This window comes from Nocardia sp. Tas62D01, from assembly GCF_055232035.1.
This window is the reverse complement of record NZ_JBUYUZ010000001.1, coordinates 3,397,712-3,424,221: the sequence shown is the minus strand read 5'-3', so window position 1 is coordinate 3,424,221 and position 26,510 is coordinate 3,397,712. Positions and strand designations below refer to the sequence as shown.

At 65.4% G+C, this 26,510-nt stretch carries 24 protein-coding genes, 1 tRNA gene and 1 pseudogene; 16 read left to right on the top strand and 10 right to left on the bottom strand.

Features of this window, described 5'->3' with window-relative positions:
* The first annotated feature begins 105 nt into the window (after positions 1-105).
* From ACV7NQ_RS16665 to ACV7NQ_RS16645, 5 genes are all read left to right on the top strand, one after another.
* Entirely contained in the window at positions 106-1,785 is a 1,680-nt protein-coding gene (locus ACV7NQ_RS16665) for an enoyl-CoA hydratase-related protein (protein ID WP_463360504.1), read from the top strand.
* Between the two features lie 189 nt (positions 1,786-1,974).
* A complete protein-coding gene (locus ACV7NQ_RS16660) occupies positions 1,975-3,204 on the top strand; it encodes an IS110 family RNA-guided transposase (protein WP_463365473.1) in 1,230 nt (409 codons plus the stop codon).
* A gap of 361 nt (positions 3,205-3,565) precedes the next feature.
* Complete coding sequence (locus ACV7NQ_RS16655) at positions 3,566-4,186, top strand: hypothetical protein (RefSeq protein ID WP_463360503.1); 621 nt, start codon at positions 3,566-3,568, stop codon at positions 4,184-4,186.
* A gap of 119 nt (positions 4,187-4,305) precedes the next feature.
* Entirely contained in the window at positions 4,306-4,488 is a 183-nt protein-coding gene (locus tag ACV7NQ_RS16650; RefSeq protein ID WP_463360502.1) for a hypothetical protein, read from the top strand.
* A 136-nt stretch (positions 4,489-4,624) separates the two neighbouring features.
* Positions 4,625-5,107: an adenosine-specific kinase gene (locus ACV7NQ_RS16645; RefSeq protein ID WP_463360501.1), complete on the top strand. Its 483-nt coding sequence runs from the start codon at positions 4,625-4,627 to the stop codon at positions 5,105-5,107.
* Between the two features lie 939 nt (positions 5,108-6,046).
* Here the strand turns inward: ACV7NQ_RS16645 and ACV7NQ_RS16640 are convergent.
* The 3 genes from ACV7NQ_RS16640 to ACV7NQ_RS16630 all read right to left on the bottom strand — a co-directional run bounded on the left by ACV7NQ_RS16640 (position 6,047) and on the right by ACV7NQ_RS16630 (position 7,126).
* Positions 6,047-6,205, bottom strand: a complete 159-nt coding sequence (locus ACV7NQ_RS16640) for a hypothetical protein (protein ID WP_463360500.1) — start codon at positions 6,203-6,205, stop codon at positions 6,047-6,049.
* Positions 6,206-6,224: 19 nt separating this feature from the next.
* Positions 6,225-6,533 (bottom strand): DUF3467 domain-containing protein, encoded by a 309-nt coding sequence (locus ACV7NQ_RS16635; protein WP_463360499.1) that lies wholly within the window; start codon positions 6,531-6,533, stop codon positions 6,225-6,227.
* A 101-nt stretch (positions 6,534-6,634) separates the two neighbouring features.
* The gene (locus ACV7NQ_RS16630; RefSeq protein WP_463360498.1) at positions 6,635-7,126 is read right to left on the bottom strand and encodes a hypothetical protein; all 492 of its coding nucleotides are present in this window, start codon (positions 7,124-7,126) and stop codon (positions 6,635-6,637) included.
* 534 nt (positions 7,127-7,660) lie between these two features.
* On the opposite strand from ACV7NQ_RS16630, the gene ACV7NQ_RS16625 reads away from it, so the two are divergent.
* Positions 7,661-7,855 carry a cupredoxin domain-containing protein gene (locus ACV7NQ_RS16625; RefSeq protein ID WP_463360497.1) on the top strand — a complete coding sequence of 65 codons (195 nt, stop codon included), beginning with the start codon at positions 7,661-7,663 and terminating at the stop codon, positions 7,853-7,855.
* A 125-nt stretch (positions 7,856-7,980) separates the two neighbouring features.
* Here ACV7NQ_RS16625 and ACV7NQ_RS16620 read toward each other — a convergent pair whose 3' ends face one another.
* Both ACV7NQ_RS16620 and ACV7NQ_RS16615 read right to left on the bottom strand, forming a co-directional pair.
* A complete protein-coding gene (locus tag ACV7NQ_RS16620) occupies positions 7,981-8,475 on the bottom strand; it encodes a DoxX family protein (RefSeq protein WP_463360496.1) in 495 nt (164 codons plus the stop codon).
* Positions 8,472-8,807 carry a hypothetical protein gene (locus tag ACV7NQ_RS16615; RefSeq protein WP_463360495.1) on the bottom strand — a complete coding sequence of 112 codons (336 nt, stop codon included), beginning with the start codon at positions 8,805-8,807 and terminating at the stop codon, positions 8,472-8,474. Before ACV7NQ_RS16615 ends, ACV7NQ_RS16620 begins: the two co-directional genes overlap by 4 nt.
* A 488-nt stretch (positions 8,808-9,295) precedes the next feature.
* On the opposite strand from ACV7NQ_RS16615, the gene ACV7NQ_RS16610 reads away from it, so the two are divergent.
* A complete protein-coding gene (locus ACV7NQ_RS16610) occupies positions 9,296-9,469 on the top strand; it encodes a hypothetical protein (RefSeq protein WP_463360494.1) in 174 nt (57 codons plus the stop codon).
* On the opposite strand, the gene ACV7NQ_RS16605 is transcribed toward ACV7NQ_RS16610, so the two are convergent.
* From ACV7NQ_RS16605 to ACV7NQ_RS16595, 3 genes and pseudogenes are all read right to left on the bottom strand, one after another.
* Positions 9,466-10,164, bottom strand: a complete 699-nt coding sequence (locus tag ACV7NQ_RS16605) for a class F sortase (RefSeq protein WP_463360493.1) — start codon at positions 10,162-10,164, stop codon at positions 9,466-9,468. The two genes, ACV7NQ_RS16610 and ACV7NQ_RS16605, sit on opposite strands and share 4 nt — an antisense overlap.
* 37 nt (positions 10,165-10,201) lie before the next feature.
* Positions 10,202-10,579, bottom strand: a complete 378-nt coding sequence (locus ACV7NQ_RS16600; RefSeq protein WP_463366109.1) for a hypothetical protein — start codon at positions 10,577-10,579, stop codon at positions 10,202-10,204.
* A gap of 217 nt (positions 10,580-10,796) precedes the next feature.
* Positions 10,797-11,255 (bottom strand): annotated as a pseudogene (locus tag ACV7NQ_RS16595) (ice-binding family protein); the annotation flags it as partial.
* A 996-nt stretch (positions 11,256-12,251) separates the two neighbouring features.
* Here ACV7NQ_RS16595 and ACV7NQ_RS16590 point away from each other — a divergent pair.
* Positions 12,252-14,147, top strand: coding sequence for a cutinase family protein (locus ACV7NQ_RS16590; protein WP_463360492.1), 1,896 nt, complete (start codon positions 12,252-12,254; stop codon positions 14,145-14,147).
* Positions 14,148-14,754: 607 nt separating this feature from the next.
* Here the strand turns inward: ACV7NQ_RS16590 and ACV7NQ_RS16585 are convergent.
* Complete coding sequence (locus ACV7NQ_RS16585; RefSeq protein WP_463360491.1) at positions 14,755-14,931, bottom strand: hypothetical protein; 177 nt, start codon at positions 14,929-14,931, stop codon at positions 14,755-14,757.
* 726 nt (positions 14,932-15,657) lie between these two features.
* A tRNA-Leu gene (locus ACV7NQ_RS16580) sits at positions 15,658-15,740 on the bottom strand.
* A 224-nt stretch (positions 15,741-15,964) separates the two neighbouring features.
* Between ACV7NQ_RS16580 and ACV7NQ_RS16575 the strand changes: the two genes are divergently transcribed.
* From ACV7NQ_RS16575 to ACV7NQ_RS16540, 8 genes are all read left to right on the top strand, one after another.
* Positions 15,965-17,386 carry a DUF3662 and FHA domain-containing protein gene (locus ACV7NQ_RS16575; protein ID WP_463360490.1) on the top strand — a complete coding sequence of 474 codons (1,422 nt, stop codon included), beginning with the start codon at positions 15,965-15,967 and terminating at the stop codon, positions 17,384-17,386.
* Between the two features lie 198 nt (positions 17,387-17,584).
* Entirely contained in the window at positions 17,585-18,052 is a 468-nt protein-coding gene (locus ACV7NQ_RS16570) for an FHA domain-containing protein FhaB/FipA (RefSeq protein WP_364904974.1), read from the top strand.
* Complete coding sequence (locus tag ACV7NQ_RS16565; protein WP_463360489.1) at positions 18,049-19,545, top strand: PP2C family protein-serine/threonine phosphatase; 1,497 nt, start codon at positions 18,049-18,051, stop codon at positions 19,543-19,545. The genes ACV7NQ_RS16570 and ACV7NQ_RS16565 overlap by 4 nt, the downstream gene beginning before the upstream one ends.
* Positions 19,545-21,032, top strand: coding sequence for an FtsW/RodA/SpoVE family cell cycle protein (locus ACV7NQ_RS16560; RefSeq protein WP_463360488.1), 1,488 nt, complete (start codon positions 19,545-19,547; stop codon positions 21,030-21,032). Before ACV7NQ_RS16565 ends, ACV7NQ_RS16560 begins: the two co-directional genes overlap by 1 nt.
* A complete protein-coding gene (locus ACV7NQ_RS16555) occupies positions 21,029-22,495 on the top strand; it encodes a peptidoglycan D,D-transpeptidase FtsI family protein (protein ID WP_463360487.1) in 1,467 nt (488 codons plus the stop codon). The genes ACV7NQ_RS16560 and ACV7NQ_RS16555 overlap by 4 nt, the downstream gene beginning before the upstream one ends.
* A 37-nt stretch (positions 22,496-22,532) precedes the next feature.
* Positions 22,533-24,053 (top strand): protein kinase domain-containing protein, encoded by a 1,521-nt coding sequence (locus tag ACV7NQ_RS16550; RefSeq protein ID WP_463360486.1) that lies wholly within the window; start codon positions 22,533-22,535, stop codon positions 24,051-24,053.
* Positions 24,050-25,954 (top strand): Stk1 family PASTA domain-containing Ser/Thr kinase, encoded by a 1,905-nt coding sequence (gene pknB, locus ACV7NQ_RS16545; protein ID WP_463360485.1) that lies wholly within the window; start codon positions 24,050-24,052, stop codon positions 25,952-25,954. Before ACV7NQ_RS16550 ends, pknB begins: the two co-directional genes overlap by 4 nt.
* Before the next feature lie 134 nt (positions 25,955-26,088).
* Entirely contained in the window at positions 26,089-26,508 is a 420-nt protein-coding gene (locus ACV7NQ_RS16540) for a CBS domain-containing protein (protein WP_463360484.1), read from the top strand.
* The last annotated feature ends 2 nt before the right edge of the window (positions 26,509-26,510 follow it).

The window sequence follows — 26,510 nt, the reverse complement described above, 5'->3', positions numbered from 1 at the left end:
GGCCGCGACACCACGCGTTGCGGCGCGTCGGCGCCGCCCGAAGCGCGCTTCGGGCGAAATGCATTGCTTTGCGCACCGGTGTCGGAGAATCATCGACGGGTGAAGATGACACAGCATGTGCTAATCCTCACCAGCGCCGACAATGGACTGACGCAACGAGCCGCGCTCGCACTGCGCAGATCGGGGCGTCGAGTACGGACCGAAGTGGTCGCCTGCGAAGCGGACATGCAGGCGGCAACCGAGCGCAACGAATTCGACCTCATCGTCTGTCCGTTCTTGACGAAGAAAATACCGGCATCAATTCACGAAAAGTGGACCTGCGTCATTGTTCATCCCGGCCCGGTCGGTGATCGCGGCCCCAGCTCGCTGGATTGGGCGATCGCCGAGGACAATCCCATTTGGGGCGTCATCGCACTATCCGCGGTCGAGGAAATGGACGCAGGCCCGATCTGGGCGTCGCGTACCTTCCCACTACCGCTCGAGCGGAAGACCGAGGTGTACAACACTGTCGTCGCTGACGCAGCGATCGCCTGCATCCTCGAGACCGTCGACAAAGCCCTCGATCCGACCTTCAAGCCGCTCGCCCAGCAGGACGCGCCGCGACCGGTCGGGCATGCTCGCACACGACCGGTAATGCGGCTGCGCGACAGACAGATCAGCTGGTCAGACGGCGACGAGGCCATCCTGCGGCTCATCCACGCCGGGGACGGGATGCCCGGCACAGCCGCGACAATCGCCGGTCATGCGGTGTTCGTCTACGACGCCCGCCTCGGCCGACAGACATCCGTCGAGGCCCTGCCCGGCACGGTGATCGGACGCCACCACCACGCGCTCGAGGTCGCCACCCGCCACGGGAGCATCTGGGTCGGCCACCTGAGATCCGCGGTAGGTGAACAACTCTCGTGCAAAGGTCCGGCCGTCCAGGTACTGGCCACAGCCGGACTACCCATCACCTCTGTACCCACCAACCCGGCCTCGACCTATCGGGAGATCCGGTACCGACGCGACGGCGAAATCGGAAACCTAACCATCGACTTCTACAACGGCGCAATGGGAACCAGTCAATGCCGACGACTAGCGGAGGCAATTGCCCACGCGGCACGGCAAGACACGAAAGTACTCGTCCTCCAGAATGATGGCCCATATTTCAGCAACGGAATCCACTTGGGCGCCATCGAACTCGCCCGAGATCCGGCCGTCGAAACCTGGCAAAATTTGCTGGCCATCAACGCCGTGTGCCGTGCGATCCTCGCCTGCACGAACCAGGTCACGATCGCAGCGCTCACGGGGAACGCGGGTGCGGGCGGAGTCATGCTCTCCCTGGGCGCCGACGTCGTGGTAGCCACCAACCGCGTCGTGCTCAACCCGCATTACCAGACGTTAGGGCTGTTCGGCTCCGAGCTACACACGCACACCCTGCCCCGCCGTGTCGGCGCGACAGCCACGCGTCACCTGCTGACCGAATGTCAACCCATCGACACCGTCACCGCGCTCGAGCTGGGACTCATCGACCAGATCGCACCCAACGCCGATGTCGACCAGTGGCTGACGCAGTTCGTCAGGGAGTACACGCGGCCCGATCGGTGGTCGAGGATCATCGCGACCAAACACGGCCGCCGGCCGGTGGACTTGGACGCCTGCGAAGGGTACGAACTCGAACGCGTATCGCGCGACATCTTCCATGACGAGCACGGCTTCCACGACAAACGGCGAGCGTTCCTCCTAATGAGATGTAGCGGGTCGGTCGATCGGGCAGACTCGCTACTGGTAGCGGCTGGTAGGTGAGCACTGATTCGCCCCGGACTTCGAGTCCTGCTTTGAGATCGTGCCCCTGCCGGTCGGCCGGGAGAAATGGATCGCTGATGGGATGTCGTGCCTGCCGCATGACGGCGTGAGCACCGATTCATTAGGTCGCCGACGTTCTCCCGCACGCTGCCGGATTTGGTGTCCGACAACGATGAAGAGGGAACAGCTGTGCTGCTGGTCGGTGATGACTGGGCCGAGGACCACCACGATGTCGAGCTGATGGATGAGGCCGGGAAACGGCTGGCCAAGGCTCGATTACCGGAAGGGATCGCCGGGATCACCCGGCTGCACGCCATGATCGGTGAACACCTCGGCGACGACGCCGATGCCGCGCAGGTACGGATCGGGATCGAAACCGATCGTGGCCCGTGGGTCGCGGCGTTGATCGCGGCCGGCTACACGGTGTACGCGGTGAACCCGTTGCAGGCGGCCCGGTTCCGGGAACGCCGCAGCGTTTCGGGTGCGAAGAGCGATGCCGCCGACGCGCATACCCTTGCCGACATGGTCCGTACCGACGCGCACCAGTTGCGTCCGGTCGCCGGGGACAGTCCCGCCGCAGAAGCGGTGAAAGTTGTTGCGCGAGCACATAAAACGTTGATCTGGGAACGCACCCGCCACACGCAGCGGTTACGGTACGCGTTGCGGGAGTACTTCCCCGCCGCTTTGGAAGCGTTCGACGACCTCGACGCTCCCGACGCCCTGGAGCTGCTCGGCAAGGCACCCGACCCGGCCGCCGCGGCGCGGTTGTCGCTCAACCAGATCCGGGCCGCGCTGAAGCGGGCCGGCCGCCGCGGCGACCTCGACGCTAGAGCCGCCCGTATCCAGGCAATCCTGCGCAGCGAGCAGCTGGGCCGCAACCAGGTCATCGCGGCGGCCTACGCGGCAGGGACCCGCGCCGCGGTCGCGGTCCTGGCCACCCTCGACGAGCAGGTGAAAGTCCTGCAAGGGGAGGTCGAGGCCCATTTTGGCCGGCACCCGGCCGCTGAGATCATCTTGTCCCAGCCAGGACTGGGCAAGATCCTCGGCGCCCGGGTGCTCGCCGAGTTCGGGGACGACCCCACCCGCTACGCCAGCGCCAAGGCCCGCAAGAACTATGCCGCGACCAGCCCCATCACCCGCGCCTCGGGGAAAATGAAGGTCGTCGCGGCCCGGTTCGTGCACCAGGACCGGCTCGTCGACGCGCTGATGGCCCAAGCATTCAGTGCGCTCAACGTATCGCCGGGAGCCCGCGCCTACTACGACAAGCAACGCGCCCGCGGCCTAGCCCACCGTGCCGCCCTGCGTCAGGTCGCCAACCGGCTCGTGGGCATCCTCCACGGCTGCCTCAAATCCGGAACCCTCTACAACGAGACCACCGCCTGGACACACCACACCCAAGATCAACAAGCCGCAGCTTGACAAGCTAAGCCCTGGGATGTCTCAAAGGCCAGCCACGAAGGCACGCAACGGCGTCAGCATTATCGTCCGTGCTGTGATGCGGCAGAACCGCTCTCGGGGGCCGCGCCGGCAGGTCGCGTCGGACGCCCGGAGGCCGTTGGGTCGGAACAAGTGGGCGGGCGGAACCTGCCCGCAACAGCGAACGACGCTGTCACGTGCGGGAGGGGACCACGACGGCGGTACTCGGCGCGTAAAATCACGGCCACTTTGCGCAGCGCGTGTGAGCGGCTACCCGCTATTGCCACGACGACTGAGGCGGAGCAGTGTGGGGGACACCGGTGGCGCCGCCGGGGCGCTGCCCTGAGCACAAAGGGGGTGGATCGTGTTCGCACGTTCTACCACTATTCAGGCGCAACGCTCCGCTATCGATGCCGGGATTGCGCACGTTCGCGACGAAGTGATGCCCGAGCTGGCAGGCATACCCGGTTATATAGGGCTGTCGCTGCTGGTCGACCGGCAGTCCGGCCGGTGCATCACTACAACCGCGTGGGAATCCGAGGACGCGATGCACGACAGCGCGGACCGGGTTCGCTCGATTCGGGATCGCGTCGCCGAGATGTTCGGCGGCAGCGCACAGGTCGAGGAATGGGAGATTGCCGTCCTGCATCGTGACCACCACTCACGGCAGGGTGCCTGTGCGCACGCGATCTGGCTCGAGACCGACCCGGATCGACTCGACTCGGCGATCGAGGTCTACAAGTCCCAATCCCTGCCTGAAATGGAAAGGCTCGAGGGGTTCTGCAGCGCGAGCCTGATGATCGACCGGACATCCGGGCGTGGCGTCTCGTGTGTCACATTCGACAGCGCCGACGCGATGGAGCGCAACCGCGAGCAGGCTACGTCCCTGCGGGAGAAGATCACGCGGCAAGCCGACATCGAGGTGGTCGACGTCTGTGAATTCGAGTTGGCGCTCGCGCACCTGCGCGTACCCGAATTGGTATGACCGCACAGCGGCGTCGTCGTTACGACGGCGCCGCACCGCATTGTGTGGGTCGAATGACCCCAGTTCTCGAGGGTGAGGCTCGACGAATAGCCCTGCGGCGGTGCGTGCGGAGTATCCAGATGCCGTACTCGACGGTCACCGAGATCGATGACCTCACCGTCGGCCAACCGGCGCGGCAGCCGATCCGCATCGTCGATCGAGACAAGGCAGCCGACCTCACCGTGGCCACCTGCGCATGCGGCGCGGCAGCGAGGAAGAGGTTCATCGCCCGCATTCGTCCGCCTCGACATGACCGAAGGTGATCCAGCGCAACTTCATTCTTGCTCTCCGGAGCCGCTGCGCAGCTATGCCCCGGGCTCCGATCGACGCCCGAGGCTGCGCGAGGAAATCGGTGCCAAAGTGCTGTGAATCCACATCAGTGAGGCGCAGTATGTTCCTGTGGAGTTAACCGCGGTGCGCATCGACAAGCCGGACGATCTCAACGTCATCATCGGACAGGCCCACTTCATCAAGACCGTCGAGGACCTGCACGAGGCGCTGGTCGGGATCGGTCCCCACCTGCGGTTCGGGCTGGCATTCTGCGAGGCGTCCGGACCGCGCCTGGTCCGCCATTCCGGCAACGACGATGATCTGGTCGAGCTCGCCACGAAGAACACTGTCGCAGTCGGCGCGGGACACTCGTTCATCGTCTTTCTACGCGAGGGCTACCCGGTCAATGTGCTCAATGCGGTGAAGCACGTCCCGGAAGTTTGCGGAATCTTCTGTGCCACAGCCAACCCCGTGGAAGTGTTGATTGCCGAGACCGAGCTGGGCAGAGGAATCGTCGGAGTGATCGACGGGTCCGCGCCGCTGAGCGTAGAAAATGCCGACGACCAGGCAGACCGCAGACAGCTACTGCGCCAGATCGGCTACAAGTTGTAAAACCACATCGGCAAACAGGGGAGCCGGGCTCCCGGCAACACAGTTCCTGTTGGGCAGTGGCGGGGCGGGAAGCCGCAGTTGACCGAGTCCATGAACCGTTCCGTGGAACGTTGGGTATCAAGGTGATTCAGTGCTGGCTCGCCGATCGGGAAGCCAAGGGCTTGGTGATCACCGCCATCACCGCAGACTCGGGTGCAGACCGGTCGACCGATGGGAAGCCGACCGGGCCCCGATGCCGGCATTGCCGCCTGTCGACCCTGTGACCGGGTTGGCAGCGAGGTGGCCCGGCATCGCCGCTGCTGGGCAGATCACCAGACCATCGCCGACCCCGCTCACGCGGCCGCAGCCGCCGACATGCGCCGGTCCAGGCGCCTGATCGCGGTCGCGCCGGTCGAACAACGCAGCCTGGCCGACATGTTCGACCTCGACCTCCGAGCATTGAAGGCACCCCCTCGCCGGCACCGTCGAGCGACTGTCCGAACGGGCTCGCGCCGAAAGCTGGAGCTAGAACTCGCCGAGGCACGGCGCGACTCACTGCTCGTCGATCACGCCACCGCCGGAACCCTGGCCGGACCGGTGCGCATCGTCGCGACTACGGGCGGCGGCGACCGGCCATCCAATCGTGCACGGCATCGCTTGTCGCGCACGGGAAATCGGCAGATCAACGCCGCCATCCACCGCATCGCCCTCATCCAGGCACGCTGCCGCCCCGAAGCCCGGGCGCTGCTGGCCAGACGCAAGGCCAACGAACGACGGCGGAATGGAAGCGTTACGGATCCTCGAGCGCAGGCTCTCCGATGTCGTCTTTCGCGCCATGCTCGCCGACCAGCAACCCACCGAAACCGCCGCCGCCGCTTGACAGAGGAGCTATTTACAGTCCCCACACGAAAGAGATAGGCGGCGACGCTACAGGTTTCGTGCTCCCGAATCGCACAGTGGTCATTCGGTTGCGGGTTTGTGTGGCGGTTGTGGGGCGGTGGCGGTTGTCCTGTAGCGGCGGCCCTCGATCTTGTCGGGTCGGTAGCGGAAGGACGGGTCGGTCACGACGGCCCGGTCGTGTGGGCCTGCGACGATGGTGATGGGACCGGATGCGGGCATCCTGTTTCTCCTAATCGGGTCATTCTCCGAGGTGCACGATCGCACCGAACTGGTGCTCGTAGTTGCTCATGCTGTCGTTCAAGGTCTGCATCAGGCGGAAGATCAGCGCCGGCGGGAACTTCACCCGTGAGACCACCTGGACCGGTTGACGCGCCACCGGCTCACCGGTTTCGTCGAGTCCAGGATCTTCCGGCAAATACACGAGGAAGTCGACGGTGAAGTCGGTCCGGTTGTACCAGCAGGTGAACCCGTTGGCGTAGACGCCGACGCTCATCGCCTCCGGCACGATCACCTCGACATCGGCCTGCGGCTCAGGCGGTTCGCTCATCCGCTACACCTTTCACCGGTCGACGAGAAGGACACACCCACCCAGGCGGTCCCTCTCGTCGACACGTGATCGACCGCCATGCAAATCGGCGGTTGGCGTTCCTAGCTCTGGCGTACCTGTTGACGAATCTGATGCAACTGCATTTCCCACTGCCCGGCCCGGTCCTGGGCGCGAGTGGCCTGATCCTCGGACTGCTGGGCCAACTGGCTGGCCTGGTCGGCCTGATCCTGCGCCGATTGAGCCCGTTGGTTGGACTGGTTGGCCTCGCCCTGCGCCTGCTGGGCCTGGCTTTGTGCCCGGTCGGCCTCGCCCTGGGCTTGCTGGGCCTGGTTCTGCGCCTGGACCGCCGATTGGCGGGCCTGTTGGGCCTGCTGGTTGGCCTGGCTGGCCTCGTTCTGTGCCACCTGCGCCTGGTGTTGAACCTGACGCGACTGCTGTTGCGACTGCCGGGCAAGACTCTGCGCCTGCTGAGCGTACTGACGAGCGCTCTGCGCTTCCTGCCGCGCCTCATCGATACGCAGCCGCATCATGTCGAGGTCACGCATGTCCTGGGCGCTGTCGCGCTTCACATCGGTGGCTGTTTCCTGTGCCATGTGAGTTCCCTCCAAAAAGTGGTTGATTGGGACGTACTCGCTTGACCGATCTCATTCTCACCCAAATACCAACAACACATAGCAACTTTGGCGCAAATAGTTGGAAATGTGCCCGAAACACGCCGATCCATCCTCCGGTACCCCGGATACCCCGTCGGGCCGCGGCGATTACCGGGTCGGCACAGCGCGATCAAGCTGACGCCGTCAGCCGGCCGAGCCGGGCGAATCTAGGCCCACTCGAGCTGGTCGGGGCAAGTTCCAACCGAATCCGTCTCGCTCGGCGACATCGCTCACCTGTGTGACCGCGTAGCGGCGACGGTCGTACTCCCACGGCTCCGACGATCGTCCACGTGGACATCCTCTAACACCTCTCGACGCGTGGTCTTGCGAAATCGCGGCTCCGACCTCGACGCACTAATATGCCGATGACAGCGCGCCGCTACTCTTCGGCTACCTGTTTGTAGCATAGCCACGCAGCGCGCTGTCGGCGGTGACGTCACCATTCGTGAACATCCCTCGCCCCGAAGGATTCTGGTGCCCTCGATACGAACAACCGCTGCCGAGATCGGCAGACAGGCCAGGCAGAACAGTTTCGAGCTCACCGACATCGCCGGAACACCAACAGCCGGACTGCTCAAAGACGTCGCGTTGCTCGGCTGCTACCAGACGATGGACATCGACTTCGTCGCCGACCAACCCGCTTTGTCACTGCCGCACTGTCATTCGTAACTCCACAAGGACTTCGGGTTCATGGCACTGTTCCACTGCACCTGATCAGCCACGGTTGGCGAGTAATAGCCCACCTTCGAACGTCACTGGGCATACCGCACCGTGGGGCTCCCCACGGAGCACCCTCACGACACCTCACGTATGCCGGGGTCTGCTGTGGCGCGATGGGCCATTCGTGCGTCGAGCGACCATGCACCGGGCCCGGTCAGCAGCAGGAAGATCAGTCCCAGCAGCATCGCGAAGTCGGTACGGGCATCGTGGGCCATACCCCAAAACCCTTGGACACCAAGGAAACCACCCGAGCGCAGCTCGGGGACCTTCGTGAGAATGATTGCGCCGCAGATGTCGATCAACAGCGGAATCGCCGCCAGCCGGGTCAACAGCCCGACGATGACGAGAGTCCCGCAGACGATCTCGACCACGCCGTCGAGGTTGGCGAAGAAGGTCGCTGCGGGAATCCCGATCCGGGTGAACCGCCCCGGCCCCAACTGGTTGGGATACAGGAATTTCTGGATCCCTTCGCTGAGGAACACCATTCCGACCAGCAGGCGGATACAGATCACCGCGGCTGGGCCGTCCGGTTTGAGTGCCTGGGCCCACGACCTTTTCTCGAACCTCACCAGAAACCGCCTTTCGGGATGGCTGCCGGATTGCCGGTCGTGTCATAGGAGTCGTGGCGGGCCTCGAGGGACACCACGAACATCGGCACCCCGCCCAGCAGCCGCCGCCAGATATGCGGCAAAGTATACGGCTCGGCCGCTTCCCGTTGAGCCTGTCTTCGATCACGTTGCCGTGGTCGCCGATCCGAGCAAGGGCGCGTAGCGCCGGCTGGAATGCCTGCTGGTAGTAGTTGCCAGTTACTCACCAGCCCCACCCTCACCAGTGCGGACAACGGCTCGTGCTTCGGCCAGTCGAGGTCGAGCAGCTCCACGGTCTCCAAGGGCACGTTCACCATCCGCACGCCCCGCTTGGCCTTCGGCGCCCCAACCTGAGTTGACCGGTAGTGTGTTCCACGCCTTCGTGATCCGCACCGCCCCGATGTCCCGATACACGTCACCAACGAGCAGGGCAGCGACTTCGCTGTGACGGGCATCGACGCCGGAGAGAATTCGGTCTGCGCATGCCAATACTCAGGCATCGCATCCAAGAACGCCGAGCAACTCCCCCGGTACATCCTCGATCAGGCCGACACGACGGCCGACCACACGCTTGACGTGTTCAGCTCCCGCATCACGGTGCCGGTGGAGCGGCGCATGACGTCGCTGAAATCGGTGAGCGATTACATCGACCGGGTGCCGGCGCTGACTGGGTTCGTGCATGGTGGCCGCGAGCGGTGTTCCCGGCGCGGGTACAGGCCCGCGCCGGTGATGCCCGCGCCCATTACGAGCCCGCGATCGCGACCATCGCGGTATCTGGCCGTCTCGGGATGCGTTGCGGGAGTTGGTGGTCCTGCATGAACTCGCCCATCACCTCCAACCGCCCGGCACCCCCGCACACGGACTCGAGTTCTGCCGCGTATTCCTCGACCTGCTCGGCGGCGTCATCGAACTGGAAGCGGCGTGGCTGCTGCACACCGCGTTGTTCGAATCCGGCGCCCGCACCCATTTAGGTTAGTTCTGACCTGTGGCTCCGACTGCCGGGGGTGTGATCGCGACCAGAGAAGTGTAGGCAACGACGTTGGAGAGGTAGCTGTGGGTTTCGGGATCGTATTCCCCTCCGCAGGTGACCAGTTGGAGGGCGACGTAGCCGTGCGATCCGTATACCTCCTGAGCCGGGAATTCGGTCTTCGGGTAGGTTTCCACCTTCGTGACACTGAATTGGGCGACGCTGCCGTCGGCCAAACTCACCTCCACCGAGTCTCCCTCGTGGAGCGACCCTAGCCGGTTGAACACCGCCGGGCCTTTGTCGGAGTCGACGTGCCCCAAGATCACGGCCGAACCCAGTTGGCCCGGAGACGGCCCGAACTTATACCACCCCGGCTTGTCGAAATCGGTGGGCACTTCGACTGTTTCGTCGGGATTGAGCCTGAGCGTGACGAGTGACTCGTCCACTCCTATCGTGGGGATCCGCAGCGCAACAGGCTCCGGGCCAGACGCCCCCCTGGAGGGCGTCGGCACGGTGCCTATCACAGATGGAGGTCCGAGCTGCGGACTCCCCGAAACTCGATTGCCGTGCAGGGCGAGGAAAACCGCAGCAATAAGCAGAGCAATGAGCACTAGGACTACTGCCAGTACCCGCCTGCGTCGTGCCCGGCCTATCGTTGCCTCGCAGCCCGGGTCTTCCGTTGCCTCGAGGCCCAGGTCGCTCATCCCTGCCGCCTGCGCAACCGTGCTCCCTGACCTAGCGCTACACCCGACCCGGCCAGGGCCAGTCCTGCGACGTATGGGAGGAGAACACTGCCATTGGCGTGGGGAGCAGTACCACCCGCACCCGTTTCCGGATACCCCTTGGGAATGATGTACCCGCCACCGCCAGGTCCGCCCTCACCGGGACCGCCCTGCTCACCTGGTCCACCCGGTCCACCCTGCTCACCCGGTCCACCCGGTCCACCGGGACCACCCTGCTCACCCGGTCCACCCGGTCCACCCCCACCTGGTCCACCCGGTCCACCCCATCCACCCGGAAGACCCGGTCCACCGGGACCACCCGGTCCACCCCCACCGGGACCACCGGGTACACCCGGTCCACCCCATCCACCCGGAAGACCCGGAATACCCCATCCACCCGGAGGACCAAGGGGGATCGGAATCGGAATCGGAATGGGAATCGGAACAATTGGGACGCCGTTGGCGGTGGTGGTTATCGGCGGCGCTGTCGTCGTCGTGGTCGGCGGCGCTGTCGTCGTGGTCGGCGGCGGTGAAATAGGGCAGTTGGTGGGTCGGGTGATCCTGTTGTCGTCCAGGGTGACCGCGCCGTTGCGTGCTAATACCCGTCCATCCACGGTGGCATTGGTTTGCACCGCGATCGAGGTCAACGCCATGATGGTTCCGACGAAGGTAGTCCTGACGCCCAGTGTCGCGGAGCTACCCACCTGCCAGAAGACGTTGCACATTGAGCCCCCGTTGATGACGCTGACGGTGCTGTCCGTTCCCGTGATCAACGTAGATCCCGCTTGGAAGATCCAGACCGCGTTGGGATCACCCTGCGCATCGAGGGTGACGGTCCCGGTCAGGCTCATGGCGGTAGGCGCGTTGTATACCCCCGCGACCAGAGTTAGGCCGGTCAGATCACCAACAGTGGCGTCCGGGGGCCTACCCGCGGCATCGTTATACGCAATAACCAGATCTGATTTCGCTTGGACCGCGACCGCGTCGGTCACGTGTTGCGTTCCGACCACAATTCCCGGCGGAAAGCCGGTGACCGAGGACCCCGGGAAGAGCCCTAGATCACCGGTGATCACCGAGGGGCCGGTATTGGTGACCGTCTGGCCCGCCAATATCGCGAAGGGCGCGGTCGTCCCTAACAAGACCGGGGGCGGCGGGACCGCTGACGCCACCCCATTGAATATCAGCAGGAATGTGGCGGTCACAACCGTCGCTACAGCCACGATCAATCGCCCGACCGGATGCGTCCGGGGCGAGTTGGACGGCCATGTCAATAGTTTCCCTTCGCCGTTGAACGGCAGACGTATCAATGTCACGGTCTGTCTTCGATCCAACTGGTAACAGTGGATGGGTCGGCCCGGTCGCGAATTACACACGACCCTCTGCCATTTCGAAAAGGTTGAATTCCAAACCTGAGCGAACCCCTGACAAGCCGATGCCAGAAATTAACCCATCCGGGTTCGAGCGGCCTACGAAGTACCTTCCGATGCCGATGTAACGGGCGCGAGCGATGCTCGCGCCAGTTGCTTGCTGCTGCAGCGGCGCGCGGTGTCACGGTCGAGTCTCGCCACGGAAGTATCAGCGGTTCGCAACAGTGCGCGATCCCTCCTCTGGCGGGCGACCACGCAAGCACCCTCGAGGCCTTCCTTGGGGGCACCACCAATCACCAAACAGGAAGAGGTTAAACAAACATGGGCGGTCTCCTCAGCGGTCTGCTGCCGGTCGTGGGCAACCTTCTCACCGGTGTCATCAGCGTTCTGGTCCACGCGCTGCTCTGACACGAATGCTTGGTTTGCGGCCCGACCCCCGACAGTCTCAAAACAGTCGGTCGGGGGTCGGGCCGCAAACAATTCACTACGCAGCAGCGATACAAAGATGATCAACCGAGAGGCTGTTCGAATGATCCTCCAGCCCGTAATCAACATCGTCACAGGACTTCTCACCGTCGCTGGAGACCTACTCCACGTTCTGAGCGGCGGCCTGCTCTAGGGGTTTATGACAACCGCAGCGGGATGAACGTGGAGTGCGGCAAGTCCAAGTGAACGCTCGAGTCGGTGAGAGGACGGATCGTTGTGTCGAGGAAGATAGCTCAAGCACTCGCCGTAACCGGAGTGTGTACCGTCATCGCAGCGACCGGCACCGTCGCCGCCCAACCGTCCACCGCTGCTCCGGAATTCGATCCGACCGACTGCCCGGCCCTGTACACCCTCGGTGTTCAGGGCACAGGGCAGTCCTCTCTCAGCGCATCGCCCACCGTCGACAGCGGCCTGCTGTCGGACGTTCTCGCGCCATTGCTGGCCAGCATTTCGCAGCCCGGAGCGATCGATCGCGCATACGTGCCCTATCCCGCGGCGTTCGGCGGGATCGTGCCAGGCGCTGCCACGCCGCCATACGCGCAATCGGTCTCCGCCGGACTCGACGAGCTGCGGAGCATGGCCCGCGCGATCAGCAACAAATGCGAGAACACTCGCCTGGCTTTGCTGGGGTATTCACAAGGGGCGCACGTTGTTTCGTTGTTCCTGCGAGAAGTAGGGCTCGGACACGGTGTGGTGGCACCGGACAAGATAGCCGGCGCCGCACTCTTCGGCGACCCGACCCGTGACCCGGGGGCGCCAGCGTTCCCCGGCGCGCCGGGACAGCTCACCCCCGCCCCCGCGCCCGGCACCGACCGAACAGCATTAGCGGGGCTGACACCAGTTGCACAGACGATGCCGGCGGGCGGTGGCATCGGACCGCAACAAGACATTGCCGCAGACTTCGGCGCGCTCACCGGACGCGTGGCCTCGTTATGCATTGCAGAAGACCTCACCTGCGACGCACCCACCGGCACACCGATACTGCACGCGTTGACGAACATCATCGGCCAGGCACTGCTGTCCCCCCTCCATCCATTCACCGCACTGTCCTCGATCATTCAAGCCGTTGTCGCGACAACCGTGAAGACGGCCGCCGCCGTGGCAAGCCATGACTTGGTCGGCAACACGCTCGGAACACTGACGCTGACGTCCGAAAGGACGTTGAGCCAGCGCCTTGCCGAAGCCTCGGACCCGCGGGTGCCGGTTTATGGTCCCGACGCGCAGGCGGCGTTGCTCAAAGTGGCTACCGTCGCGCTCAATATTTTGCTCGCCGTAGTAGGCGTAACACTCGAACCGAGCGAAGTCGCCGACATTCTCAGCGTCGGCGAGAATAGACCTTTGGACGGCATTGCCCTCCTCACGGAAAAAGTTACCGGCCCGCGATTCCCATCGGTGCCGATCGAACCCGCCCGGAACCTGGTGACACAAGCGTTCGACGCGGTCGCCTTTGCCGTCGCAGACAACGCCGCGCTCCTCGAACCCGCAACGTGGGTGAGATATCAGGATGTTGTCGCACGCCACGGCGCCTATGTATCGGAATCCGTCACCGAAACCGGCCAGACGCCTGCCCAGTTCGTCGCGGATTGGTTTGCAGCACTGGCCCGCAGTCTCGCCACCCCGAAAGACTCCGCCGCCGAGGCTACCGCTGCACCGAGTTCTCCCAGTCGGCCAATGGGTCCAGATCAAGCTGTAGCGCGAGGCGATGCATCTCCACCGGCGAACCAGGCCGGCGAACCAGCTACGGCCGAATCCGCGCCCGAGGCTGCTCCCGTACGGCACGCACTGCGGAAAGACGTGTCGGCTTTCGAGATATCTGTTCCCGCTGCCGTCGGGACGCTGTTGGCCTCCGCTAGAGACGGACAAGCCCTTAGCGACCGAGCCGACATCACTACGTGGGATTGCCTGTGGGTGCTCCTGACGTTCTTGGTTTCGCGTCGACTGCTTCGACATCGGCTCACCCCTGGCGATAACGCTGGTGCCCGATCCAGCTTTCTTGCCGGGTCCACGAACTCAGCCTCGAAGAGCGTCAGCTGGTATAAGTGCGCGCCGCCGATAGCCGCGGCAGTCGGAGCCGTGTCGATTATCGTGGTGTCGGTGCGCGATCTCCGGTAGAGAATGCTGTTCGCGAAGCAACGGTGTACTTCGTCGCCAGAGATACGCCTTTGACCGACCGCGCCCTGTGGCAGGGCTGGTCAGTGCGAAAGCCCGGCGGCCTGAGGAAGCGGCCGGTGGATTCATTTCATGTACCGGACCGACAAGTCACCATTTCGTATTCGGGATCGGCAGAGATGCCAGGCCCGCGGCAGCTGTCGACCTGGCTGAGCCCGACTGATGCCGCTAGCTACTAACCGGGCGGACGAACCGAGGAAGATGCGTCGGCGGTGCACCGTCGGCCTGGTTGGTGTCGATGCGGCGGTAGGTGACGTGAGCTGTGGCGTCGCCTTCGATCAAGGCTGGGCCGGTGCACCGTTCACGTGGGCGAGCCGCCCGCGCTCGGCGGCGCCGCCACCGCACCCGACCCGGTCGAGGGTGCCGAGCGTGGGGCATGAATTTCGAACAGGAAGACTCGGGCGAAGCCGGGTCTTCCTGGGTACACAGTTGTGCGCGATATGAAATCGAACCAAACGTCACCGATTCGTCGGGTGGCAATCCTGTTCTGCCGCACGGCCCGGGCGGATCTCACCGCGAGGGGGAAGCGAGCGTTGCCGCGCGAATTCCGTTAGCGTGCCAGGACGGTCGGCGGCGCGGACATGCCTTGGGCGGCACCGACCGCTGCACCGACGGTGGCGGCAGTGGCAGTGATCACCGTGTAAGCGAGGCCGGTGGCGAGCATCGGGCCCCACACGAGTCCGACCGGTGCGAACGGCAAGCCGACGACGAGGCCGACGGCCCCCATGACTGCTCCGACCACCGCGAGCGGGCTGACCACAGCCACGGCGCCGAATGCGGTGGAGCCGATAATGTCGGCGGCGATGCGGTCCGAGCGCGACGGTTCGAAGCCCGACGAATCCAGCGTTTGCGCTAGGCCCGCTTCCGCGCCCGCGACGGGGTCGTTGATCTGTTCGCCCTACTCAGGACTCAGCCAGTCCCGGCGGCCGATCACGACGGAACCGATGCGCACGCAGCGTGCCGACGGGTGCCTCGATCGGCGCCACCGCCGGAACAGGGGCGTTGGGCCGGGCAGGTGCAGGCGTTGTGGATCGACGGGCGTAAGCACGCCGGGGTCCGGGATCAGGGGAGGTGGTGGAGGTGTCGTTACGGCCAGTGGACGCGGGTCGTGCGGCCGGGTCACCGGGGGTGACGGCGTCGGGAGGCGCGCGGACCGTTGGGTCTCCCGGATGCGCAGCGCCTCGATGGCGCTGACCTTCTCGTTCCAGTCGGCGGACCGCTGGGCGGAGTCGAACCCATCGAAGGTCTCAAACGGTGGGCTTGTTCCCCGGACGGGAGGGCACCTTCCACACGGTCGAGCCGTCTTTGTGGGTGCACGGACAAGGAGTGGGAACGCAGCTCCAGGAAAGGGTGACTGCGCCGACATCCACTGGGGATGCAAGATGTTGACCGGAACGTTGACGGCTGGTCAGGAAGTTACGATGATTCTATCCCTGACCAGTCGCACTCGTTGTGGGCGAAGGGGGACTTGAACCCCCACGTCCCGAAGGACACTGGCACCTGAAGCCAGCGCGTCTGCCATTCCGCCACTCGCCCGAGCGACTGGGAGACAGTATCACGCACATCTGCGGGACACGAAATCGGCGCCGGGCGGCCATTGTGGGCGGGCTGGACACCATAGGGAACCTGCTGGGATTTCCAGGAGTTACAGGTGCGGACGATCGTGGATATCATGCAATGAACGTGGTCGATACGCGACACGCCATACTCGTGTGTCGTTGTTATGAATCAGAAGAGACGCTCACCGAAGGGAGGCCGAGATGGGCATCGTTTCACGGTTCGAGCGTCGCCTGCAGGGCGCCGTCGATGACGTGTTCGCCAGAGCCTTCGGTGGAGGCGTCATACCTCAGGAGGTGGAGGCGGCGCTGCAACGCGAAGCCGCCGATCACATCCAGGATCTGGGTAGCGGCCACCAGTTGGCGCCCAACAATTATGTGATCACCATCAACTCGGCCGACCACGAGCAACTCATCGCCGATCACGACCTCACGACACGGGCTTTTGCCAAACATCTACAGGACTACATCCGCGAGCAAGGCTGGCAGACCTACGGTGAAGTACACGTGGCATTCGCGGCATCACCTACGCTGCACACCGGACAGTTCAGGGCCAGCGGCCGGGTCGACCCCGACGTCGGTCGTCGAGCCACACCAGCTCACCGCCCCGAGCCCACGCCACAACGACCTGCAAACCCGCAACCAGGAGCTGGCCCCATGACGCAGAACTCAGGCTACGACCCAAGCCGTGAGCCCGCGGAGTCCGATCCACGCAACCGCGGGTACGCACCACCGCCCGCCGGGCGGGGCGGTCCGCAAAACGGTGCGTACCGCGAGGATTACGGCCGTGGTGGCGCGCCGTACGCCGGTGGCTCCGACTACCAGGCACCGGACTCACAGCAGGGTTACGGCGACTACCAGAACGGCTACGACTACCAGCAGGGTGGTCAAGGCGGCTACGGCCAACAGGGCTACCAGGAGCCCGGCTACGGCCAACAGGGCCAACAGGGCCAACAGGGCCAGCCGGGCTACGGCGATCGCGGCGGCTACGGCCAGCAGGGCGGCTACGCCGAGCAGGACTACGGCCAGCCCGGCTACCAGGAGCCCGGCTACGGCCAGCAAAGCTACGGCGAGCCGGGCTACGGCCAGGGCCAGCAGGGGTACGCCCAGCCCGCCTACGGCGAACCTGGGTACCAGGAACCCGGCTACGGTCAGCAGCAAGGCTATGGCCAGCAGGGGTACGCCCAGCCGGGGTACGGCGAGCCGGGCTACCAGGAACCGGGTTACGGCGAGCCGGGCTATGCCGCGCCCGCCGACCAGGGCGGCTACGGCCAGGCATACTCGCAACAGCCCGGCTACGCGGCGCCCGCGTACGGCGGTGGCGCACAGGCCGGTTCGGGCTACTCCGCCACCCTGCAGCTGGATGACGGCAGCGGCCGCACTTACCAGCTCCGGGAAGGCAGCAACATCATCGGCCGCGGCCAGGACGCCCACTTCCGGCTGCCCGACACGGGTGTCTCGCGCAGGCACATCGAGGTCCGCTGGGACGGCCAGACCGCGATGCTCTCGGATTTGGGTTCCACCAATGGCACGCTCGTCAACGGTTCCCCCGTGCAGGATTGGCAGCTCGCCGACGGAGATGTGATCCGCGCCGGGCATTCTGAGATTCTGATCCGTATCGTCTGATCCCGTAAGCTCGCGATGCAGGTCACGACATGGCCATCAGGGATTCTGCGGTCGTATCGTGATCGGAATCGGCAGACGGCCCTATGATGCTGCCAACACGCGCGGCACCAGACTCGGGGCCGGCAAGACCAGCAAGCCGGTGGGGCGAACCAGCGCCTACGGCGCCGACGTACACGGTCGAACAGGAGGTGGAATGCCGTGCAGGGATTGATCTTGCAATTGACCCGTGCGGGGTTCCTGCTGCTGTTGTGGCTGTTCGTGTGGGCGGTACTGCGGACCTTGCGCAGCGACATCTACGCGGCATCCGGCATACGGATCCAGCCCAGGGCCGCACGCGGTTCCGCGGTGCTGCCTTCCTTCAGCCGAGGCCAGAAGGGCGCCAAATATCTTGTGGTGACTCAAGGTTCACTCGCCGGCACCCGCATCTCGCTCAGCACCCAGCCAGTGCTGATCGGACGTGCGGATGACTCCACGCTGGTACTCACCGATGATTACGCCTCGACCAGGCATGCACGACTGTCCCCGCGCGGTGACGACTGGTACGTCGAAGACCTCGGCTCGACAAATGGCACCTATCTCGACCGCGCGAAAGTCACTACCGCAGTCCGAGTTCCACTCGGCACCCCCGTCCGTGTCGGCAAAACAGTGATCGAGCTGCGATCGTGACACTTGTTCTCCGCTACGCAGCGCGCAGCGACCGCGGTCTTGTCCGAGGCAACAACGAGGACTCCGTCTACGCAGGCGCACGGCTGCTCGCACTCGCCGACGGCATGGGTGGCCATGCCGCGGGCGAGGTGGCCTCCCAACTGATGATCGCGGCCCTAGCGCATCTCGACGACGACGAGCCAGGCGACGATCTGCTCGGCAAGCTCGACGCGGCCACCCATGAGGGCAACGCCGCGATCGCCGATCATGTCGAGGAAGAGCCCGAACTCGATGGCATGGGCACCACGCTCACCGCGATCCTATTCGCGGGCAAGAAACTCGGCCTCGTCCATATCGGCGACTCCCGCGCCTATCTGCTACGCGGTGGCGAGCTAGCTCAGATCACCAGGGACGACACGTTCGTGCAGTCACTGGTGGACGAGGGCCGGATCACCGCCGAGCAGGCGCACACCCACCCGCAGCGCTCACTGATCATGCGTGCCCTCACCGGCAACGAGATCGAGCCGACGCTGATCATGCGCGAGGCGCGTGCCGGGGATCGCTATCTGCTGTGCTCCGACGGCCTGTCGGATGTGGTCAGCGACGAGACGATCGCCAACACCATGCGCGAGGGCACGCAGGACGAATGTGCCGACCGGCTCATCGAACTCGCGTTGCGCAGCGGCGGACCGGACAACGTCACGGTCGTCGTCGCCGATGTCATCGATCTCGATTACGGGCAGAGCCATCCGATCGTGGCGGGCGCCGCCTCCGGTCAGGACGAGGACACCCCGCCGCCGAACACCGCGGCGGGACGCGCGGCCGCCATGCGTCCACCCCGCGCCGCCCCGCGCCGCGCCGCTCCCACCCTGCAGCCGCCGGCGAAGGGTAAGTCGCACAAGCTGCGCTGGATCCTGCTCGCGGTCGCGTTGGTGGTGGCGGTCTGTGTCGGACTTCTGGTCGGCTACAAGATGATTCGCAGCAACTACTACGTCGCCGCGGACAGCGCCCAAGTGGTGATCCTACGCGGGCTGCCCGGTTCGGTGCTCGGGTATTCGATCCACGAGGTCGATCTGGTCGGCTGTGTGAAGACCTCCGGTGAGCTGACCCTGGAGCAGCCCGGCAAGGACCTGCCCACCGGGTGCCGGGTGCTGAAGGCGGCCGACCTCAAGCCCACCGGGCGCACCCAGGTGGACAAGGGACTGCCGCCGACCTCGCTGGACAAGGCCAAGGACCAGATGAAGGTCCTCGCGCAGGACGAGCTGCTGCCGCCCTGCCCGGCACGTGAGCAGGCACCGCAGCCGGGGGTCGTCCCGCCTGCTGTGCCGCCGTCGGCGACCGGCACCCCCGCGCCGCCCACCGCCGACAACCCGCCGCCGGGCGGCGATCCGCATCCGGGTGAAGCCAGGGGTACCGACGTCAAGACGCCGACCAAGTCGGAGCCGACGGCGCCGACGGCGACCACGGCGCCGAACCCCCAGATCGCGGGGGAGACCTGCCGGGTGACGGACTGATGTCTGCACCGGCACCGCCGTCCGCTGGGGCCTTTCCCAGTCCCCCGGGCGGATTCGCTCCTGCGCCGCCGCCGTCCACCCGACGTAATACCGAACTGTTATTACTTGCCATCGCGGTGGTCATCACGACCGCATCCCTGTTTCTGGTTGAGGCCAGTCAGGAGCAGTCGATCACCTGGGAGATCGCCAAATACGGCCTGGCGTTCTTCGCCCTGTTCGGCGTGGCCCATCTGGCGGTGCGCCGCTTCGCGCCGTTCGCCGACCCACTATTACTACCGATCGTGGCCCTGCTCAACGGGCTCGGATTGGTGCTGATCCATCGGCTCGACCTCGCCGACGCACAGAGCGCCCAATACAACTCCGCGGCCGTCCCCTCCCCCGATGCCAACCAGCAGATCATGTGGACCGGTCTCGGGATGGTCGTGTTCATCGCGCTGCTCACCGTGCTTCGCGACTACCGCACGCTGGCCCGCTACAGCTACACCCTAGGCCTGATGGGCCTTGTCGCGCTGGCGATTCCGGCATTGCTGCCCAGCGCTTATTCGGAGACCAACGGTTCCAAGATCTGGGTCAGGTTGCCCGGATTCAGTGTGCAGCCAGGTGAATTCGCGAAGATCCTGCTCATCGTCTTTTTCGCCTCGGTGCTGGTGGCCAAGCGCGATCTGTTCACCGCCGCTGGTCGCCGTTTCCTCGGTATGGAGTTCCCTCGCGCCCGCGACCTCGGCCCGATACTGGTGGTCTGGATCGTCTGCATCGGCGTGCTCGTCTTCGAAAAGGACCTCGGCACTTCGCTGTTGATCTTCAGCACGGTGCTGGTGATGCTCTACATCGCCACCGAGCGGGTGGGCTGGCTGATCATCGGCGGCGGCCTGCTAGCGGTCGGGTACTTCTTCGCCTACCAGTCCTTCAGCCACGTGCGGGTGCGCACCCAGACGTGGCTGCATCCGTTCGCGGACTACAACAATACCGGCTACCAGATCTCGCAGTCGCTCTTCGGCCTGGCCACCGGCGGCCTGGCCGGGACCGGCCTCGGCAGCGGGCGACCCTCGCAGGTGCCCTTCGCCAAGACCGACTTCATCATCACCACCATCGGCGAGGAGCTCGGCCTGATCGGGCTGGCCGCGGTGCTGATGCTGTTCCTGGTGTTCATCGTGCGCGGCCTGCGCACCGCGCTCGCCGTGCGCGACAGCTTCGGCAAGCTGCTGGCCGCCGGGCTTTCGTTCACAATCGCGATCCAGCTGTTCGTCGTCGTCGGCGGCGTCACCAAACTCATTCCGCTGACCGGTCTCACCACCCCCTTCATGTCCTACGGCGGTTCGTCGCTGCTGGCCAACTACGCACTGCTGGCGTCGCTGATCAAGGTCTCCGACGCCGCCCGCGCCCCCGCGCCGATCCGCAAGAAAGAGCCCGCACCGATCGCGGATGCGCCGACGGAGATGCTGCGCAAATCTGAATCGGGCCGATCGGAAGTGGGGCCCCAGGAATGAACACACCCCTACGGCGGGTCGCGGTTGCGGTGATGTTGATGATCGTCGCCCTGCTGATCAATGCCACCTATGTACAGGTGATCAAGGCTGATGATTACCGCAACGATCCGCGCAACACCCGCGTGCTGCTCGACGAGTACGCGCGCCAGCGCGGGCAAATCTCCGCACGGGGCACGGTGCTTGCCAACTCGGTCGCCACCGCGGACCGCTACAAGTACCTGCGCCGCTACCCGACCGCTCCGGAGGCGTACGCACCGGCCACCGGCTTCTACTCGATGCAGTACGGCAGCACCGGCCTGGAGCGCGCCGAGGACTCGGTGCTCAACGGCTCCGACAGCCAGCTGTTCGGGCGCCGCCTGATCGACATGATCTCCGGTCGCGATCCGCGCGGCGGCAACGTGCTCACCACCCTCGATCCGGCCATGCAGCAGGTCGCCTACGACCAGCTGACCAGTAAGGGCTACACCGGCTCGGTGGTGGCAATCGAACCGAGCACCGGCAAGATCCTCACCATGGTCTCCACACCCAGCTACGATCCCAACTTGTTGTCCGGGCACGACGGTGCCAGCGGCACCAAGGAATGGGACATGCTGAGCACCGACCCGCGGCAGCCTTTGCTCAATCGTGCTGTCTCGCAGACCTATCCGCCGGGATCGACCTTCAAGGTGGTCGTCACGGCGGCCGCGCTGGCCAACGGGACCGCGACCCCGGAGGACCAGTTCACCGCCGCGCCAACCATCACGCTGCCCGGCACCACCACCACCCTGGAGAACTACAACGGCTCCCCCTGTGGCAGCGGTCCGACCGCGTCGCTCTACGACGCATTCCGGATGTCCTGCAACACCGCGTTCGTCGAGTTAGGACTCAAGGTCGGCGCCCCCAACCTCAAGGACGAGGCGGCCGCGTTCGGGATCGGCGCGCACCGCGGCATCCCGATGCCGGTCGCCGAAAGCACCGTCGGGACGATTCCCGACAACCCGGCGCTGGGCCAGAGCAGCATCGGACAGCGCGATGTGGCGCTTACCCCGTTGGACAACGCGGTCATCGCGGCGACCGTCGCCAACGGCGGTGTCCGGATGGAGCCGTACCTGGTCGATCAGTTGCAGGGACCGGATCTGAGCGAACTGTCCAAGACCAAGCCCGTCTCAGTAGGCCAGGCTGTCAGCGCCCAGGTAGCGTCGTCGCTGACAAACCTCATGATCGCGTCGGAGGACAACACCATCGGACACGGCCAATCCGGGTATCAGATCGCATCCAAGACCGGCACGGCCGAGCACGGCAGCAATCCGCGCAACACCCCGCCGCATGCCTGGTACATCGCTTTCGCTCCCGCGCAGAACCCGAAGATCGCGATTGCGGTCATCGTGGAGAACGGCGGAGACCGAGCGCTGGCCGCCACCGGTGGTTCGGTGGCCGCGCCCATTGCCCGCGCGGTGCTCGACGCCGGTTTGCGAGGGCGCTGAACGATATGAACGTGCGAGTGAATGTACGGGGACCCCGATGCTGAACAACGGCGCGATGATCGCCGACCGGTACCGCCTACAACGCCTGATCGCCACGGGCGGCATGGGTCAGGTCTGGGAGGCGCTCGACACCCGGCTCGACCGCAGGGTCGCGGTCAAGGTGCTCAAGTCGGAGTTCTCCGCCGACCCCACCTTCCGGCACCGGTTCCGCACCGAGGCGAAGACGACCGCGCAGCTGAATCACCCTGGTATCGCCGGGATTTACGACTACGGCGAGACCCTGGATCCCAGCGGTGGCGAAACCGCCTACCTGGTAATGGAACTGGTCCAGGGTGAGCCTCTCAATACGGTGCTGAACCGCCTCGGCCGACTCTCGGTCGTCCAGGGTCTGGACCTGCTCGAGCAAACCGGTCGCGCGCTGGAGGTCGCGCACCAGGCCGGCGTGGTGCACCGCGACGTGAAGCCGGGCAACATCCTGGTGACGCCGACCGGCCAAGTGAAGATCACCGACTTCGGCATCGCCAAGGCGGTCGACGCTTCTGCTGTGACCAAGACCGGCATGGTAATGGGCACGGCCCAGTACATCGCGCCGGAGCAGGCGGTCGGCGAGGACGCCACCGCGGCCAGTGACGTGTACTCCCTCGGCGTGGTCGGCTACGAGGCCCTCGCCGGGCAGCGGCCGTTCACCGGCGACGGCGCGATCACCGTCGCGATGAAGCATGTGCGCGAGGCCCCGCCGCCGATGCCCGCGGATCTGCCCGCCAACGTGCGCGAACTCATCGAAATCACGATGGGCAAGGAACCGGGGCGCCGCTATGCACGCGGCGGCGAGTTCGCCGACGCCGTTGCCGCGGTCCGCGCCGGGCGCAGGCCACCGCCACCGAGCAGCGCCGCTTCGGGCGGCGGACCAATGACGGCGGGTGCCACCCGGGTGCTACCGCCGGGTCCGACGGTGATGCTGCCATCCGGACAGCACAGTTACGACGATGGCCCGACGGTCCGGTACTCCACCCCCGCTGGCGGAGCTCTCGGCGCGGGGGCCGCACCCGCGACCGTCATGAGCACCAACGCCAACCGCGCCAACCCGCCGCCCGGTGATGGCAAGCGGTTCACCACAACTCAGAAGTGGCTGGCCGTTCTCGGCGTGGGCGCGCTACTGCTCGTCGGCGCCGTCCTCTGGCTGCTGTTCGGTGGCAATACCAATCCGGACACGGTCAAACCGCCGGCCACCTCGACAGTGGCGCCGACCACCGTGCTGCTGCCACCGACTCCGGTGGTCACCACCACGACGCCGAGGCCGGTTCCCCCGCCGCCGGTGGCGACCACCGAACCACCGACCACCACAACCGAACCACCGACCACCACAACCGAACCGCCGACGACGACTCCGTCGAGCACGACGACGCCGAGTAACACCAGGCCGCCGAGGACGACGGTGCCGACCACCACCGGCCGCGCGCGCATCCCGACGTTCGACCTACCATTTCCGGATGGTCCCGGTGCCCGAGGTCCCTCGTTCACCCCCGGCGCAGCCCCTCTTTCGCAAGGACAGCCATGACGACCCCGAAGAATCTCTCCTCCCGCTACGAGCTGGGCGAGATCATCGGGTTCGGCGGCATGTCCGAGGTCCACAAGGCGCGCGATCTGCGGTTGAGCCGTGACGTGGCGATCAAGGTGCTGCGCGCCGACCTGGCGCGCGACCCCACCTTCTATCTGCGTTTCAAGCGCGAGGCGCAGAACGCGGCCGCGCTGAACCATCCGGCGATCGTCGCGGTGTACGACACCGGTGAGGCCGAGGTGGACGGCGGCCCGCTGCCCTACATCGTGATGGAGTACGTCGATGGCGACACGCTGCGCGATATAGTGCGCAGCAAGGGCCCGATGGCGCCGCGCAGAGCGATGGAGGTCGTCGCCGATGTCTGTGCCGCGCTGGATTTCAGCCACAAGGCCGGGATCGTGCACCGGGACATGAAGCCTGCGAACATCATGATCAACCGCGCCGGCGCGGTGAAGGTGATGGACTTCGGCATCGCGCGCGCGATCGCCGACAGCTCCAACCCGATGACCCAGACCGCGGCCGTTATCGGTACCGCGCAATACCTTTCGCCCGAGCAGGCACGCGGCGAGACCGTCGACGCTCGCTCCGACGTCTACTCCGTCGGCTGCGTGCTGTTCGAAATCCTTACCGGCGAACCGCCTTTCACCGGTGATTCACCGGTCGCTGTGGCCTACCAGCATGTCCGGGAAGATCCGCGGCTGCCCTCGCATGTGCATTCCGGGGTGCCCCGCGAACTCGACTCGGTCATCCTCAAGGCGATGAGCAAGAATCCGGCTAACCGGTACCAGACCGCGGCCGAAATGCGCGCCGATCTGATTCGGGTGCTCGGCGGCCAGAAGCCCAGCGCGCCGATGGTGATGACCGACGAGGACCGCACCACCATCCTCGGCGCCAACGAACCCGCGCCGCGCACGTTCCGCACCGTCGAACGCAACGACGACACCGCCGAACAGGAACCCGCCGAACCCCCAAACCCGCGCCGCAACATCTACATCGCGATCGGCGCCGCCGCCGCGGTGGCGGTGGCATTCGCGCTGTTCTGGGTGCTGCTCGGGCCGGGAAGCAAACCGGATCAGATTGCGGTGCCAGATCTGTCGAACAAGTCGGCGCAGCAGGCGCAGGACGCGCTGCAGAATCTCGGCTTCACGGTGGCCAGCCAGCAGAAGCCGGACAACAAGGTCGCCATCGGCAATGTCATCGCCACCCAGCCGCTCGGCGGGTCACGGGTCGACAAGGGCAGCACCATCACCATGCAGGTGTCAACCGGCCCGGCGCAGGTGGTGGTGCCGCGGTTGGCCGGGCTCAGTCAGCAGCAGGCAGAGCAGAAGCTCAATTCCATAGGGCTGCAAGTGAGTCCCGATGTGCAACGCAAAGCGTCGAGCAGCGCCGAGAAGGACACGGTCACCGAACAGAACCCGTCACCAGGGGCGAAAATCGACGTGGACTCGCTCGTCACGATCACCGTTGGCACGGGCCCGGAAGCGGTACGAGTGCCCAACGTCATCGGGCAGACGATCGACGTCGCTCAGCCGAATATCGAAGGCATCGGCTTCAAGGTCGTCATTCAGGACACGCCGTCCTCGAAGCCCAAGGGCGAGGTGATCTCAACCAGCCCGGCCGGCGGCACTACCGCCGACAAGGGTTCGACGGTGACCGTGAATGTCTCCACCGGTGATCAGATCAGCATGCCGAGCCTCATCGGCCTGACCCCCAACCAGGCGCTGGAAAGGTTGCGTCAGAACGGCTGGACCGGCACCGCGAGTCAGATTACCCAGGCTACTCAGGGCACGTTCGACGCGGGCAATGTCGGCCGGATCCTCAGCCAGCAACCCTCCGTCGGCTCCTCGATCGCGAAAACCGGGGCGGTCACGATCAGTACCGGCGTGCTCGGCCCGCCCTGAGATCAAAGACGCTCAACTCGCCCGGATAACCCGAAAACACAGACCGGTCGGTGTTATCCGGGCGAGAATGAGGCTGCTTTCATCCCACCCAGCTGCTCCATCCACCTGCTAGCTGAGTACGAGGAGGTAGCCCCATGACCACTGCCAGGGACATCATGAAGCCCGGTGCCCAGTGGATCTCCAAGGACGAGACCGTCGGCAAGGCCGCCCGCGTGATGGCCGAACTCGGAGTCGGATCCCTGGTTATCGCCGATGACAACGAGCGTATGTGCGGGATCATCACCGATCGCGACATCGTGGTGAAGTGCATTGCCCAGGGCCGGCCCCCGGCCACCACCCCCGCCGAGGACCTCTGCGAATCGACGCCGCGCTGGGTCGACGCCGACGCCGATATCGACGAGGTGCTCGACGAAATGGAAAGCCATCGGATCAAGCGGATGCCGGTGATCGACGCCAAGCGTCTGGTCGGCATGATCAGCGAGGCAGACCTGGCCCGCCACCTCGACGACAACCAGCTCGGCGAATTCGTGACGGCGCTCTACGGCAGGCCCTGAGC

Excerpts from the sequence above, each read along its gene's own strand:
- ACV7NQ_RS16665 (WP_463360504.1), top strand. The coding sequence starts at position 106 with ATGACACAGCATGTGCTAATCCTCACCAGCGCCGACAATGGACTGACG.
- ACV7NQ_RS16650 (WP_463360502.1), top strand. The coding sequence starts at position 4,306 with ATGCCGTACTCGACGGTCACCGAGATCGATGACCTCACCGTCGGCCAA.
- ACV7NQ_RS16640 (WP_463360500.1), bottom strand. The coding sequence starts at position 6,205 with ATGCCCGCATCCGGTCCCATCACCATCGTCGCAGGCCCACACGACCGG.
- ACV7NQ_RS16635 (WP_463360499.1), bottom strand. The coding sequence starts at position 6,533 with ATGAGCGAACCGCCTGAGCCGCAGGCCGATGTCGAGGTGATCGTGCCG.
- ACV7NQ_RS16630 (WP_463360498.1), bottom strand. The coding sequence starts at position 7,126 with ATGGCACAGGAAACAGCCACCGATGTGAAGCGCGACAGCGCCCAGGAC.
- ACV7NQ_RS16605 (WP_463360493.1), bottom strand. The coding sequence starts at position 10,164 with ATGAGCGACCTGGGCCTCGAGGCAACGGAAGACCCGGGCTGCGAGGCA.
- ACV7NQ_RS16585 (WP_463360491.1), bottom strand. The coding sequence starts at position 14,931 with ATGGGGGCCGTCGGCCTCGTCGTCGGCTTGCCGTTCGCACCGGTCGGA.
- ACV7NQ_RS16575 (WP_463360490.1), top strand. The coding sequence starts at position 15,965 with ATGGGCATCGTTTCACGGTTCGAGCGTCGCCTGCAGGGCGCCGTCGAT.
- ACV7NQ_RS16560 (WP_463360488.1), top strand. The coding sequence starts at position 19,545 with ATGTCTGCACCGGCACCGCCGTCCGCTGGGGCCTTTCCCAGTCCCCCG.
- ACV7NQ_RS16555 (WP_463360487.1), top strand. The coding sequence starts at position 21,029 with ATGAACACACCCCTACGGCGGGTCGCGGTTGCGGTGATGTTGATGATC.
- ACV7NQ_RS16550 (WP_463360486.1), top strand. The coding sequence starts at position 22,533 with ATGCTGAACAACGGCGCGATGATCGCCGACCGGTACCGCCTACAACGC.
- pknB (WP_463360485.1), top strand. The coding sequence starts at position 24,050 with ATGACGACCCCGAAGAATCTCTCCTCCCGCTACGAGCTGGGCGAGATC.
- ACV7NQ_RS16540 (WP_463360484.1), top strand. The coding sequence starts at position 26,089 with ATGACCACTGCCAGGGACATCATGAAGCCCGGTGCCCAGTGGATCTCC.